Source organism: Gillisia sp. JM1 (assembly GCF_000424645.1).
Classification (GTDB): Bacteria; Bacteroidota; Bacteroidia; order Flavobacteriales; family Flavobacteriaceae; genus Gillisia.
In genome coordinates, this window is sequence record NZ_KE384218.1 from 1,976,164 (window position 1) to 1,991,692 (window position 15,529).

At 35.0% G+C, this 15,529-nt stretch carries 10 protein-coding genes and 1 pseudogene; 7 read left to right on the forward strand and 4 right to left on the reverse strand.

What is annotated here, in order from left to right; translation table 11 throughout:
• Window positions 1-2 precede the first annotated feature (2 nt).
• The gene (locus H033_RS0112270; RefSeq protein ID WP_026838569.1) at window positions 3-713 is read right to left on the reverse strand and encodes a 16S rRNA (uracil(1498)-N(3))-methyltransferase; all 711 of its coding nucleotides are present in this window, start codon (window positions 711-713) and stop codon (window positions 3-5) included.
• Window positions 714-717: 4 nt separating this feature from the next.
• Complete coding sequence (gene tsaD, locus H033_RS0112275; RefSeq protein ID WP_026838570.1) at window positions 718-1,740, reverse strand: tRNA (adenosine(37)-N6)-threonylcarbamoyltransferase complex transferase subunit TsaD; 1,023 nt, start codon at window positions 1,738-1,740, stop codon at window positions 718-720.
• A gap of 72 nt (window positions 1,741-1,812) precedes the next feature.
• Here tsaD and H033_RS0112280 point away from each other — a divergent pair, with 72 nt between their 5' ends.
• The 3 genes and pseudogenes from H033_RS0112280 (at window position 1,813) to H033_RS20200 (ending at window position 7,810) form a co-directional block, all read left to right on the forward strand.
• On the forward strand, window positions 1,813-6,231 hold the full coding sequence (locus H033_RS0112280; RefSeq protein WP_231367611.1) for a translocation/assembly module TamB domain-containing protein: 4,419 nt from the start codon (window positions 1,813-1,815) through the stop codon (window positions 6,229-6,231).
• Window positions 6,232-6,329: 98 nt separating this feature from the next.
• Window positions 6,330-7,316, forward strand: coding sequence for a 6-phosphofructokinase (gene pfkA, locus H033_RS0112285; RefSeq protein WP_026838572.1), 987 nt, complete (start codon window positions 6,330-6,332; stop codon window positions 7,314-7,316).
• 132 nt (window positions 7,317-7,448) lie between these two features.
• Window positions 7,449-7,810 (forward strand): annotated as a pseudogene (locus tag H033_RS20200) (methylglyoxal synthase).
• On the opposite strand, the gene H033_RS0112295 reads toward H033_RS20200, so the two are convergent.
• Window positions 7,803-8,183, reverse strand: a complete 381-nt coding sequence (locus H033_RS0112295) for a RidA family protein (protein WP_026838573.1) — start codon at window positions 8,181-8,183, stop codon at window positions 7,803-7,805. The pseudogene H033_RS20200 and the gene H033_RS0112295 sit on opposite strands and share 8 nt — an antisense overlap.
• A gap of 16 nt (window positions 8,184-8,199) precedes the next feature.
• On the reverse strand, window positions 8,200-10,863 hold the full coding sequence (locus tag H033_RS0112300; protein WP_081661849.1) for a putative LPS assembly protein LptD: 2,664 nt from the start codon (window positions 10,861-10,863) through the stop codon (window positions 8,200-8,202).
• Between the two features lie 179 nt (window positions 10,864-11,042).
• On the opposite strand from H033_RS0112300, the gene H033_RS0112305 reads away from it, so the two are divergent.
• From H033_RS0112305 to H033_RS0112320, 4 genes are all read left to right on the forward strand, one after another.
• The gene (locus H033_RS0112305; protein ID WP_026838575.1) at window positions 11,043-12,170 is read left to right on the forward strand and encodes an N-acetylmuramoyl-L-alanine amidase; all 1,128 of its coding nucleotides are present in this window, start codon (window positions 11,043-11,045) and stop codon (window positions 12,168-12,170) included.
• Window positions 12,171-12,223: 53 nt separating this feature from the next.
• Window positions 12,224-13,174: an MlaD family protein gene (locus tag H033_RS0112310; protein WP_026838576.1), complete on the forward strand. Its 951-nt coding sequence runs from the start codon at window positions 12,224-12,226 to the stop codon at window positions 13,172-13,174.
• An 8-nt stretch (window positions 13,175-13,182) separates the two neighbouring features.
• Window positions 13,183-14,523: a (Fe-S)-binding protein gene (locus H033_RS0112315; RefSeq protein WP_026838577.1), complete on the forward strand. Its 1,341-nt coding sequence runs from the start codon at window positions 13,183-13,185 to the stop codon at window positions 14,521-14,523.
• 93 nt (window positions 14,524-14,616) lie between these two features.
• Entirely contained in the window at window positions 14,617-15,408 is a 792-nt protein-coding gene (locus H033_RS0112320) for a (Fe-S)-binding protein (RefSeq protein WP_026838578.1), read from the forward strand.
• The last annotated feature ends 121 nt before the right edge of the window (window positions 15,409-15,529 follow it).

The window sequence follows — 15,529 nt, forward strand, 5'->3', positions numbered from 1 at the left end:
ATTTATTCTTCGTTGAACAACGCGACGGTATGGCAAGCAACGATCGCAGCTGTTTCTGTTCTTAATCTTGTGTTCCCTAAACTTACGGGATTCCACTCATTTTCTTTTGCTAAAACTATTTCTTCTGAAGAAAAATCTCCCTCAGGACCTATTAAAACAATAGATTTTTCACCCAGTTCTAAACAATTTTGCAATGATTTTTTATCTGTTTCATCTTCGCAGTGCGCTATGAATTTGCTTCCCTCAGGAGTATCGGTCACAAACTCAGAGAATCTTACCGGTTGATTGAGTTTAGGTAAAGTGAAATGCAAAGATTGCTTCATTGCACTTTGTAAGACTCTTTCAAAACGATCCAATTTAACCACTTTACGTTCGCTATGGTCACATATAATTGGTGTGATCTCCATAACCCCAATCTCAGTTGCTTTTTCCAAGAACCACTCGTAACGGTCGTTCATTTTTGTGGGTGCAACAGCCATATGTAAATAATACTTAGGTTTTTCTTCCTTTTGGACCTCTATTACTTTTGCAATGCACTGTTGTGCCGTGATCAAAGTTAATTCAGAAATAAACAAAAAACCTTTTCCGTTGGTCACGTGCAAAAGATCACCTTCCTTTTTGCGCAAAACCTTTACTATATGTTTGCTTTCCTCTCGTGGAAAAATAATTTGTTGAGCCTGTTCTTCTATATCTGGGTGATAAAATAACTGCATCTTCTTAAATTTTATATCGCGGTTGTGCGGTTACCGAAAGATCTGTAAAATCTTTTGCTAAATACTTATAATAACCAACAATTCCAATCATTGCTGCATTATCTGTTGTGTATTCAAATTTTGGCACATAGGTTTTCCAGCCGTACTTGCCTTCCGCTTCATTTAAGGCTTTTCGAATCCCGCTGTTCGCAGACACCCCGCCACCAATCGCAATTTCATTGATCCCTGTTTCTTTCACTGCTTTTTTTAGCTTATCCATTAAAATATTTACAATGGTATATTGAATAGATGCGCAGATATCATTTCTATTTTCTTCAATAAAATTCGGATTCTCCTTTACCTGTTTCTGAATAAAATAAAGAATAGCAGTCTTTAATCCACTGAAACTAAAATCTAAGCCACCTACTTTTGGCTTGGTGAATTTATAAGCTTTAGGGTCTCCAAGCTGCGCATATTTATCTATAAGAGGCCCACCGGGATAGGGCAGCCCCATGATCTTTGCACTTTTATCGTAAGCTTCTCCCACAGCATCATCTATGGTTTGACCAATTACTTCCATTTCAAAATGACTAGTCACTTTTACAATTTGAGTATGGCCACCACTTATAGTAAGTGCCAGAAAAGGAAATTCTGGAGTTTTAAAATTCTGCTCCTTTATAAAATGTGCTAAAATATGCGCTTGCATATGGTTGACTTCTATTAAAGGAATGTTAAGACCTAAGGCCAAAGATTTCGCAAAAGAAGTTCCAACTAGGAGCGAACCCATTAAACCAGGTCCTTTGGTAAAGGCAATTGCAGATATGTCTTTTTTGTCGATATTTGCCTCAGAAATTGCCTGATGAATTACAGGAACAATATTTTGTTGATGTGCTCTAGACGCGAGTTCTGGGACAACACCACCAAATTTTTGATGCACCTCTTGGGTAGCAACAATATTGGACAATAAAGTATCGTTTTTTAGTATAGCGGCGGCTGTATCATCACAAGAAGATTCTATAGCCAGAATGTATATATTTTGGGAAGCCATTAAGAAAAGTTAGGCATATTAATTGTTAATATTGTTTACAAAGTTAAAACATAAAAGCATATCAAAAAACTCTTGAAAATACTAATTAGAGCAGTAGTAGCTTTGCTGTTGTTTTTCGTTTTTTTATTGATTTTATTTTCTATCCCTGCCGTACAAACTTCGGTGGCTAAAAGGATAACAACTTCTATACAAGAACGTACAGATATTGATGTGTCCGTTGGAAGAGTAAGCCTCTCGTACTTTGGAAAAGTAAAACTAAACGAGGTTCTGGTAAAAGACCACCACGCGAATACCTTGATTGATATACAGGAGTTTAGAACTTCTATCCTTGGTGTTTCTAATCTTATAGCCAATAATCCTAGTTTAGGAAGTTCTACTGCAGAAGGCTTCATTTTTAAGATGAAACGCTATAAAGGAGAAGACTCAGATAACCTTAGTATCCTACTGGATAAATTAAAAACCGAGCCTACTGGAGAGCCAAAACAATTCACCCTAAAGGTTAGGGATATTTTTATTTCTGAAGGTTATTACAGTTATGTAGATGAAAACATCACCAATCCGGAAGTGATTGTTTTAGATAAACTAGAACTTCAAGCGGAATATCTTGATGTAGTAGATCGAGATTTTAAAGTGAGCATAAATTCTTTACAAGCTGAAGAAGGTCGGGGATTAGATATCCGGGACTTACAAACGGATTTTTCGTATTCTCCAACAAAGATGAATTTAAATTCCTTTCTGCTGATTACTCCATATTCTAGATTAGATGGTTCTATAGAGATGAACTATAAACTTGAGGATTTCTCAGATTTTCTAAATAAAGTTGAACTTAAAGCTTCTTTTAAAGATTCGAATATTTCCACGAACGATCTGGTTAATTTTTATGCTCCTTTTGGAAGCAATCAGAATATAAAGTTATCTACAGATCTAGAAGGGACATTGAATGATTTCGATCTAAAAAATTTAGATCTGAAAGGGATGGACCGGAGCCGAATTGATGGTTTTATAAATCTGAAGGGAGCATTTTCTGAAGAGATGAATGATTTTGTGCTTACCGGAGATTTTAATGAGTTAGCTTCTAATTATTACGATCTGCTCAATCTTTTACCTACAATTTTAAAAGATAAATTGCCATTAACGCTTCGTGAGTTTGGTAATTTAAGTCTTGCGGGTAAAATGCTTGTAACAAAAAATTCTTTAGATGCCGATGTTCTAATAAATAGTCAATTAGGTAGTGCAAAGGCAGATTTTGTAATGAATAATATAAGTAATAGTGCAAATGTTAATTATAAAGGGAATCTGGTTTTTAATCAATTCAATATTGGGAGATTATTAGATAATAAAGATCTTGGAAAGACCAGTCTAAATCTCAATATAAACGGAAGTGGTTTTACCCAAGAATCCTTGAACACTCAAATACGCGGGAAAATATCAAGATTGAATTTTAAGAATTATACTTATTCGGATATCAGCATCCTTGGGAATGTGAGAAATTCAGTATTTAACGGAAACTTCAATTCCAACGATCCTAATTTTAAATTAGAATTCAATGGGCTGGTAGATATTTCAGAGAAAGTAAATGTATACGATTTTCAGGCATCTATAGCTTACGCAGATCTCAATGAGCTAAATCTAATTACCCGAGATAGTATTTCTGTATTAAAAGGAGACATCCTTATAAATATGCAGGGTAACACCTTAGATAATATTGCGGGAAAAGTCTTATTATTAAATACCTCTTATCAAAACCAGAATGATCTATATTATTTTGATGATCTGGAAGTTAATTCCACCTTTGATGCTGAAGGAGTTAGAACCATTGCCGTAAATTCTCCAGATGTTCTCAATGGACAGGTTACTGGGAAATTTAAAGTTTCTGAAGTTGGAGCCTTAATAACTAACTCTATAGGAAGTATTTACACCAATTATAGACCTGATGTAATTACTACCGATCAATATTTAGAATTCGATTTCGATATCTATAATAAGATCGTAGAAGTATTCTTCCCAGAAGTGGCACTTGCTCCAAACACCTTTATAAGAGGAAGAATAGAATCTGATGAATCTGAATTTAAACTCACCTTTAAATCTCCCAAGATCGAAGCTTTTGGGAATATGATGAAGGATATCAATGTTCAGGTAGATAATAATAATCCTATCTATAACACTTATGTGGAAGCAGATAGTGTTGCAACCAAATACTATAATTTTTCTGAATTCAGTCTTATTAACGTAACCTTACGTGATACTTTATTTATACGTTCAGAATTTCAGGGAGGAAAGAATAATAAGGATGTTTTCAATCTCAACTTTTATCATACTATAAACGAACAGAATAAATCTGTGGTTGGGATTCAACGTTCTGATGTGAAATTTAAAGAGAATCTGTGGTTTCTAAATGAGAATAATAACCGAAGCAACAAGATTGTTTTCGACAATAAATTTAATGATGTTGTTATAGATTCTTTGGTATTAAGTCATGAACAAGAATTAATTAGATTAAATGGTAATTTAAGAGATAGCACATACAAAGATTTTAAAATAGCCTTCGAAAATGTAGACGTTGGCAAGATCACCCCAGATATAGATAGCTTGGATCTTGCAGGAACACTTAATGGAAAGTTGAATTTACTACAGGAAAAGGGCACCTATTATCCAAATACCTCTTTAACTATAAAGGATCTTGCCGTAAATGATAACCTATTGGGTAATTTAAAGTTGGACGTAGATGGTAAAGGCGACCTTACTTTTTATAATATAGATGCCACTTTGATAAATAAAGGTTTTGAATCTTTGAATGCTCAAGGAGGTATTAATGTAGGGAATAATCCAACGATAGATTTAGATGTGAATCTCAGGAAGTTCAATATGGCCGCATTTAGTGCTTTAGGTAAGGATGCAATAGATAATATTAGAGGTCTAGCATCTGGAGATGCAAAGGTGAGTGGTAATTATAAAAATCCAGATATTTCCGGAAAATTAACTTTGGAAAAGGCCGGACTTCGAGTTCCTTACTTAAATGTAGATCTAGATTTTAAAGAAAATGCTACTGTAAATCTCACCAATCAACAATTTAATTTTGATGAGATAGAAGTTGTAGATACCAAATACAAAACTTCGGGAATTTTAGATGGAATCATTTCTCATAAAAACTTTAAGGAATGGTTTTTAGACCTTAGTGTTACCAGTGACAGATTGCTGGTTTTAGATACTGAAGCTACTGAAGATGCACTATATTATGGAACTGCATTTATAGATGGTTTTGCGAGTATAAAAGGTCCCACAGATGAGTTGGTAATAGATGTGAATGCTTCTACTGCAAAAGGAACTGTTTTTAAGATCCCATTAAACGATACAGAATCTATTGGAGATAACTCGTATATCCACTTTTTGAGTCCTGAAGAAAAAGCATCACGTCTTGCAGGGATTCCTATTCAAATTCAGGAAGTAAAAGGTTTAGAATTAAATTTTGATTTGGATATTACCAATGATGCCGAAGTGGAAGTGGTAGTAGATCAAACCAGCGGAAGTACTTTACGAGGTCGTGGAGCAGGAAACTTATTGTTGGAGATTAATACCAATGGGAAGTTTAATATGTGGGGAGATTTCGTGGTTTATGAAGGGGTCTATAATTTTAAATATGCAGGCCTTGTTCAAAAGGTATTCCAAGTGCGCTCAGGAAGTAGTATTAACTGGGATGGGAGTCCAATCCAAGCCCAGCTGGATGTGAGTGCAGTTTACGAAGTAAATGCTAACCCGGCAGTATTGCTGGAGAACCCATCAATTAACAGAAAGATCCCTGTAGAAGTAGTTATTTTATTACAAGGTCAAATAGCACAACCCGATATCACTTTTAATGTGGAATTTCCAAATGCCAGTTCTGTAGTACGTTCAGAATTAGAATATAGAATTAGTGATAGAGCAAGTAGAGAGCTGCAAGCATTGTTTTTAGTTACTCAAGGATCATTTTATAGTGAATTTGCAATTGGGCAGAATGCTATAACTGGAAACTTGGTAGAAAGAGCTTCTTCTTTGGTGAATGATATTTTTGCCGATGAAGAGGGGAAATTTCAAGTAGGTGTAAATTATGTACAAGGAGACCGTACACCAGATCAGCAAACGGTAGATAGGTTTGGATTAACCTTATCTACTCAAATAACCAATAGAGTACTTATAAATGGACAAGTTGGGGTTCCTGTTGGTGGAGTTACAGAATCTATAATTGTTGGGGATGTTGAAATTGAATTTTTACTGAATGAGGACGGTAGCCTAAGGGCTAAAGTTTTTAATAGGGAAAATAATATACAGTTTATTGGCGAAGAGATTGGTTTTACTCAAGGAGTAGGGCTTTCCTATTCTGTAGATTTTGACACCTTCAAAGAATTGATCACAAAGATCTTAAATAAAGAAATCGTAAAATCTGTTGAAGAAAAAGATCAGGAAGAATCTGCTAAATCTCTAGCTCCAGATTATATAGTCTTTCCAAAACAATAAGATTTCACCTTCTATTTTATTATTTTTAGGTTAAATAAATATCCACTTTTTAACATTTTCAATTATACTTTGTAATTTTAGAATTCAAAGAAGTATTTATGAGCAACACTATAAAGCGAATAGGCGTAATGACTTCTGGAGGAGATTCCCCAGGAATGAATGCTGCAATAAGAGCAGTAGCCAGATCCTGTGCCTATTATAAAATACAATGTGTAGGATTTTATCGAGGATTTCAAGGAATGATTGAAGGGGATTATGTGGAAATGGACGCCCGAAGTGTGAGAAATATCATTTCCAGAGGAGGTACTATACTAAAGTCGGCTAGATCTAAAGAGTTTCTTACTCCTGAAGGGAGACAAAAAGCCGCAGACAATTTAAAAAACGCTGATGTTGATGCAATGATTCTTATTGGAGGAGACGGAACTTTTAGAGGGGGAAAAATTTTTAGTGAAGAGCATAATATTCCAGTCATTGGTGTGCCTGGAACCATCGATAATGACATTTTTGGGACTAATTACACCATTGGTTATGATACTGCTTTAAATACTGTAGTAGATGCAATAGATAAGATTAGAGATACTGCTAGTTCTCATAATAGATTATTTTTTGTGGAAGTGATGGGGAGAGATGCTGGATTTATCGCATTGAATAGCGGAGTAGGAGCTGGAGCAGAAGAAATTTTGATCCCAGAAGAAAACCTTGGATTAGAGCGATTATTAGCTTCTTTAGAACGCAGCCGAAATTCAGGTAAAATGTCAAGTATAGTAGTGGTTTCTGAAGGTGATAAAATTGGAAAGAATGTCTTTGAATTAGCAGAATATGTAACAAAAAACCTTCCAGATTACGATTCTAAGGTTACCGTTTTAGGACATATTCAACGTGGAGGAAGCCCAAGTTGTTTTGATAGGGTATTGGCTAGCAGATTATGTGTAAAAGCAGTAGAGCTCTTGCTAGACGGAAAAAAAGATTTGATGGTTGGTTTTGTGAATAACCAAATTGAATCCTGTACATTAGAAAGTGCTCTAAAGGAAAAACATGATATAAATCTAGATCTCTTAAGAATTTCAGACATTTTATCTACTTAATCCCTCATTGAGGGTTTAATTCCCCGAGGCCTGCCCGAAACATTCAGGCGGGTTTGCCTCGAATTTTTAAAAGTATTTTCCTGCCGAACCATCGGGAAATACCTCGTGGGCTTGCCCAAAGTTCTTGATTATATTACCATTGCAATTATAGCCCATAACGGTATAAAGCGAGAAATGGTTCAGTTCTTAAATGAATACAAAGAGGTGCTTCATTCAAAACAAATCAACCATATAACCACTGGAACCACAGATGCCAGAACAGAAGCTGCGGGTTTCAAGGTCTAAAAATTATTATCTGCACCAATGGGTGGTGATGCGCAAATTGCCTCTAGAGTGGCAGAAGGACAAATTTATATGGTGATCTTTTTGGGGATCCTTTAGATAAGCATCCACATGAACCAGACATCTTTATGCTTATGAGATTGTGCGACGTTCATAATATTCCGCTAGCCACTAATCCCGCTACCGCAAGTTTAATGATAAAAGCTATTTAGAAGCGATCACACTAATTTCAACATTTACAAATTTCGGGAGATTTGCTACTTCTACTGTTTCTCGTGCTGGAGCAGTTTCAGCGTTAAAATAACTAGCATAGACTTCATTTATCTGTGCGAAATTATTCATGTCGCTAATAAAGATCGAGGATTTCAAAACATTTTCGAAAGTCATTCCTGCTTCAGTAAGAATTGCTTTTAAATTCTCCATTACTAATTCAGTTTCAGCTTGGATAGAGTCTGTAACCAATTTTCCTGTTTTTGGATCGATGGCAATTTGTCCGGAGGTGTAAAGCATATCTCCATTTAAAACAGCTTGGTTATAAGGCCCAATTGGGGCAGGAGCATTGGAAGTATTGATTATTTTTTTCATAATAAAATTATTTTACTTATAAACTTTTGTCTGGCTCAAGGCGTTTATCATATTTAATATCGCTTAAGATAGAAGATTTAATTCCAATAAAAAAGAACCAAGAACTACGCGTACTAAATGGAACCCAATTAAAGCTCATTCTCCAGCTATCTAAATCTCTTTGAAATCTTAATTGAGTATAGGTAAATCCTCCATCTTTAATATCGAATCCAGAAGAAGCTCCAACACCCCATTTTGGTGCTAATTCTACATCCCCGGAAAACATAATGGAGTGAGAAGAGATTTCATTTTGTCTAGCGTTATTACTATAGGTCATGGTATAGGCCAACCTTAGATCCCACGGGATTTTATAATTGTACCATGCATTAAGCGGTTTCTCTTCATCATCATCATCAGGTTCATCTTCATCATCATAAAAATCTCCATCTAATCCTGGTGATTTTCCAAAAAGATCATCTCGACGCCCGCCGTTTCTATAAGTTTCATTTTCAGATTTATCTTTGTTCTCCCCACCCAATTCAAAATCTTTACTGGAAAGAGAATACCCAAAGCTAACATTGGCAGAGGTCATTCTAAATAAACTCCCACCATTATTTATATTTAACTTGTTTACCCTTCTGTTATTATTGTTTAGGGCATAAATATCTAAATTTGCACCTACATTAATGTCTAACTTATCCTGTATTATAGGAATACTTCCACGCATGCTAACTGGGGAAAGACTTAAAGAGTCGGCTGCCAGATTATAAGCAGTGCTGATACTAAAGTTATTCAACAATTTTATCTTTTTAGCTTCAGTAGCTGTGCTATCTTTATCGCGAACCTTTGCCTCTAGTGTATTGCTAATAGACAATCCTATAGAACTGGAGTAAAGCTGACCAGGAGTGCCATATAAAGAGCCTTGAAACCTGGTATAATCCACAATTTGGTTTCTTGTTGGGTCTAGTTCATCTATAATTTCATATTGATCATAATATTGATCAAATCCAGGATTAATATTATAGCTAATTGAAGGTCTCATTACATGGCGAATAGCTTGGATCTTTTTATCGTCTCCAAAATTCATCATCCCATAAACAGTAGTTCCCATACTGGTACTAAAATTATAGGTTCTAAAGGAATCAAAACCATTTATAGTATCTATTACTACCTCTCGATTTTCCTGATTATAAGATCTGTCAAAAGTTTTAAAAACCCAATTTTCTTCATAGTTGGCATTGGCACTCACACTTAGGTAGTTAAGTACCTTAAAGTTAGTAGAAATCGGTATGCTATGCTGGGCACCAAAATTCGCATCCCTAAACATCTCAGGTTTAAGGAACAAAGAATCAAAAGTTTGAATCCTGTTCTCTCCTCTAAAGTTATACTGAAAATTGATGTTTTCTATAATTCCTTTTTTTGCACCTAACTTTGGTGCTAAAGGAAAAATCCTTGAAACACTTCCTTGTACTGTTGGCAATGTCATATTTATCGCCCCTGTATTACTGTTTTGGGTATGAGTAGCGGCAACACTTACATTTACCTGAGGTTCTCCTTGAAATGTCTTAGAATAAGACACTGAAGAACTCAACGTGTTATTCAAAAAATTCGCAGTGTTGGTTTGATTCACCGATTCTTGATAGTAATTACTACTTCCTAAGTTTACAGATGCAGAAAACCTAGAACTAGGGCTGGACTTAGAATCTTGAGAATGGCTCCATCTTAAATTATAAACAGAAGTTTCTGAAAAATCTGGAAAGCCACGTTCACTATTTAATAGATTCTCATATCTAAAACTTAAATTCCCGCGGAATTTATAACGCAAAGCATAACTGGATTCTAATCTTATTCCATAACTACCATTGGTGTAATAATCTCCCAAGGCCAAAAGATCTACATAATCGCTTATCGCAAAATAATACCCTCCATTTTGCAAACTATATCCTCTATTATTGCTCTGTCCGAAAGATGGAATTTTGAATCCTGAAGTTTCCTCTTCAGTCAAAGGGAAATATCCAAATGGAAGTCCTAACGGTGTTGGCACATCTGCTATGTACATATTCACTAAGCCAGTAACAATTTTCTTTTTAGGTACAAACTTTATTCTTCTTGCGAAAAAATAATAATCTGGGTCCTCCTCGTTTTCAGAAGTGGTAAATTTTACATTTTGCATAAAATAAACCGAATCATTTTCTCTTTTGGTTATTTCTCCATTTACTTTAAATGCCCCTTCTTCAGTTTTAGAATTATAGACAAGTGCTTTCTTAGATTTAAAATTGAAGCGTATAGAGTCTGGTTTTACCGTATTTTGAGCTTGTGTAAAGATTGGGGTTTGGGAATAATTACCCAACGAATCTGGGATTCCAAATGCATAAACCTCGTTTTTTTCATTGTCTAGAATAATAAGTCCCGCAGTAATTACCATATCTCCGTAGGTGATTTGGGCTTGATCGTACAAATACATTCTGTTCTCTTTAGTACTTAAACGCATATAATCTTCTGCCTTATAAGCCACAACATCAGTTAATAAAGAAGGTTTTTTCTTTATTGTATCTGTTTGTGTAGGAGTAGGGACTAATTTTTTGGTAGCCGTAGAGAGAGAATCAGAAACAGTAACTGTGCTATCCCTCTGTGCGCTAATACGAACTTCTTCTTTTGTTTTTACTTCTTGCGCTTGAGATAATACTGGAAATAGCAGCATTAAAACAATTGTAAAAAGAATATAAAGTGAGTTTGTCTGCAATACTATAAGTGCTATTTTTGTAAAGAATGGCTTGCTTTTTGAATAGTCAAAATTACATTTATTTTTTTAGCTTCCTTTTGGGAAATTAAAAAAATCAATTATAAAATAATTGCTCTAACAGAATCGTTAACCTATATATGAAAACCAACAGTCTTAAAGTTTTAGTCTTATTAATAACAGGTATACTAATATCTGCTTCTACACCTAACAAAAACTACACCGAAAAATCTAGGTTCGTAGTGGTTTTGGATGCCGGACATGGCGGGAAGGATCCTGGAAATAGGGGTGGAGGATTTCTGGAAAAGGATATAGCACTTAGTATTATTCTTAAAATAGGTGCCGAACTGGAAAAAGATAAAGATATTAAGGTGGTCTACACCAGAGATTCCGATGTTTTTATACCATTGGAACAAAGGGGAAAGATTGCTAATGATGCCAAGGCAGATCTTTTTATATCTGTGCATTGTAATGCTCATAATTCTCAGGCGTCTGGAACAGAGACTTTTGTGTTAGGAATACATCGAAATTCAACAAATTTTGAAGTAGCCAAACGAGAGAATTCTGTGATATTTCTTGAGGAAGATTATGAAGTTACTTATGATGGTTTCGATCCTAACTCTCCAGAATCTTCTATAGGTATGACCATTATGCAGGAAGAATATCTGGACCAGAGTATTTTACTAGCAGATTTTGTTCAGAAAAAATTTACTAACGATTTAAAACGCACAAATAGAGGTGTGAAGCAAGCAGGATTTATTGTGCTTCATCAAACCTACATGCCGAGTGTATTAATTGAAACCGGATTTTTAACAAATAAAGAAGAAGGTCCCTATTTAAATAGTTCTTTCGGTCAAAATAAAATGGCTGATGCTATTGTTGATGCTATTAAAGACTACAGTCACAATATTAATCTAGGAGTGTTGGATAATTTAGAGAAAAATGCACCTGTGGAGGTTACTGTTAAAGAAAGTAATATTGAGGCGTTTAAGGATGATTACGAAGGAATTACCTTTAAAGTGCAACTGGTTGCAAGTTCTAAAAAGCTGGAGCCTAAATCTTCCAACTTTAAAGGACTTACCCCTGTTTTTAGGGAGAAAGAAGGGAAGCTTTATAAATATTATTTTGGAGCCACTTCTAGTTACTCTCAAATTCAAAACCTACATGAACAAGCTAAAAATAAGGGCTATAAGACCAGTTATTTAGTCGCTTTTAAGGATGGAGATAAAATTACAGTTAATGACGCGTTAAAATCACAGGCCAAATAGCTATACTTTCCTATATTTATTTCTAAATTTGTACGTATCTAAAAATAATACTTTTGAAATATACTAAAGAGGTTAAGACTGGTATCCTGGCAATTGTAGCCATCGCAATATTAATATTTGGTTATAGTTTCCTTAAAGGCAAAAATCTCTTAGACTCCAGCCGTAATTTCCATGCAGTATATGCAGATGTAGAGGGTCTCTCCACATCATCGGCAGTTACTATTAATGGTTTAAAGGTGGGTCAAGTAAATAAAATAGACTTTTTAGATGGCTCAGGAATTCTTTTGGTAACCTTTAGTGTAGATAGCGATTTTAAATTTTCTCAGAATAGTTTGGCTCAAATATATGGAGGTGGTTTAATAGGAGGGAAGTCTCTTGCTATTGTTCCAGATTATGAATCTAAGCGAATGGCTAAAACCGGGGATACTTTACCTAGTGATATTGAAGAAGGTATCATGGAATTGGTGAATGAGCGTCTTACGCCACTCCAAGTAAAAGTAGAAAGAGTAATTGTAAGTGCAGATTCTTTGCTTAATGCTTTTAATCAGGTTCTGAATCCTGAGACTAGAAACAATATTTCTGCTACTTTCGACGATCTCTCTGAAACAGTGCGTTCATTTAAGAGTACGGCAACTTCCCTAAATGGAATTGTAGCTGGTAATTCAGAAAAATTAGATAGAACTTTTACTAACTTAGATGAGATGACTGGGAACTTCAATAAGTTTTCAGATACCCTTGCACAGGTAGATCTAAATGGGATGACTAATAAGCTTGAAGCGGTAATTGCAGATTTTGAACAATTATCAAGTAATTTGAATGATGGGAAAGGAACTGCTGGTAAGCTTCTTAATGATGATAAAGTATATGATAATTTAGAAAGTGCTACTAAGCAGTTGGAAGAATTATTACAAGATCTTAAATTGAATCCTAAAAGATATGTTCATTTCTCGTTATTTGGTAAAAAACCAGGATCATATCAAGCTCCTAAAGATTCCTTAAAATAGAATAACGTATGCAACTTATTGCTCAAATCGCCTTTTTTATTGTCCTAGTGGCTGGTATTGGTTTTTTTACATTCAATATTCGCCGTGTAATCCGCAACATAAAATTAGGTAGAAAAGTAGATAGATCAGATAATCCTGGAGAGCGCTTTGCAAAAATGGCAAAAGTAGCAATAGGTCAATCTAAAATGGTTAAAAGACCCTTTGCCGGATTTCTTCATATTATAGTATATCTAGGATTTATAATTATTAATATAGAAGTTTTAGAAATTATTATAGACGGAGTTTTTGGAACCCATAGAATACTTTCTTTTCTAGGATCTGGCTATAATTTCTTAATAGCTACTTTTGAAATTTTAGCTCTTCTTGTGTTTTTGGGAGTAATCATCTTCTGGTTGAGAAGAAATGTGACCAATATATATCGCTTTTTAGGTAATGAGCTCAAAGGTTGGCCTAAAAATGATGCAAATTATATTCTATATTTTGAAATGGTTATTATGATCCTTTTCTTAACCATGAATGGAGCAGATTACCAATTACAGCTTAATGGTGCAGATCATTATGCTCAGAATGCTGGTATCGCAGGTTCTTTTCCGGTAAGTCAGTTTTTATTGCCTTGGTTTGAAGGCTTCAGCAATGCTACTCTTATAATTATAGAAAGAACTGCATGGTGGTTGCATATAGTTGGAATTTTAATATTCTTGAATTATTTATACTATTCAAAACACCTTCATATCTTATTGGCATTCCCTAATGTTTATCTTTCAAAATTAACTGTACAAGGGAAGTTTGATAATTTGGAAGCAGTTACTAACGAAGTAAAGTTAATGATGGATCCAGATGCCGATCCTTATGCGATGCCTGCGGAAGGAGCAGAAGATGAAGTTCCTGAGAAATTTGGGGCATCAGATGTAATGGACCTGAACCAGGTTCAGTTATTGAATGCTTATACCTGTACAGAATGTGGGCGTTGTACTGCGGAATGTCCAGCCAACCAAACAGGTAAAAAGTTATCTCCACGAAAGATCATGATGGATACCAGGGACAGACTGGAAGAAGTTGGGAGCATTATTAATGAAAAAGGAAGTTTCGAGGATGATGGCAAGCAATTGCTAGATAACTATATCTTAAGAGAAGAACTTTGGGCCTGTACCACTTGTAACGCTTGTGTAGAAGCTTGTCCAATAGGAATAGATCCATTATCTATTATTTTAGATATGAGACGTTATTTGGTAATGGAGCAAAGTGCAGCACCATCAGATCTTGCAAATGCAATGACCAATATAGAGAATAATGGAGCTCCATGGCCTTACAATCAAATGGATAGATTGAATTGGGCTAAGGAAATTTAGATTAAATTGGAACTTCAATTAAAGTAGTTTAAATTATTACAAATTAGGTTCTTAGATTTTAATAAGAATCGCTGAATTATAAAAGTATTTAAAATGGCAGAAGCAATCAAAGTACCAACAATGGCAGAATATATGGCTCAAGGGAAAAAACCTGAGGTCCTATTTTGGGTGGGTTGTTCTGGAAGTTTTGATGATAGAGCAAAAAAAATCACTAAGGCATTTGTAAAGTTGTTGCATGAAGCTAAAGTAGATTTTGCTGTTCTTGGAACTGAAGAAAGTTGTACTGGAGATCCTGCAAAAAGAGCTGGTAACGAGTTTCTTTTTCAGATGCAAGCTGTAACTAACATAGAAGTGCTTAATGGTTACGAGATAAAAAAAGTTGTAACTGCTTGCCCTCACTGTTTTAATACGATTAAGAATGAATACCCTGCACTAGGAGGGAATTATGAGGTAATGCATCATACTACCTTTTTAAAATCACTTTTAGAAGAGGGAAGATTAAAAGTTGAAGGTGGTAAATTCAAAGGAAAACGGATTACTTTTCATGATCCTTGCTATTTGGGTCGTGCTAACAACGTATATGAAGCTCCAAGAGACCTGTTAAGGAAACTGGAAGTGGAATTAGTAGAAATGCGTAAGTGTAAATCTAACGGTCTTTGTTGTGGTGCCGGAGGCGGACAAATGTTTAAAGAACCAGAATCTGGAAATAAGGACGTGAATATAGAGCGTACCGAGCAGGCAATGGAAGTTAAGCCAGACATTATAGCAGCTGGTTGTCCATTTTGCAATACGATGATGACAGATGGTGTTAAGGGTAAAAACCAAGAAGACAAGATCGAGGTAATGGATGTTGCAGAAATGATTGCAAATGCTCACGATCTCTAATATTCCAACTCAGAATATTATTCGCAATTAATTAACTAATAAATTGGTGTTAACTTCATCATTTTAGTGGTACTATATTTGAAGCTAACCCTTTAAAAAAGTAGCTTTGTAAAAATATAAC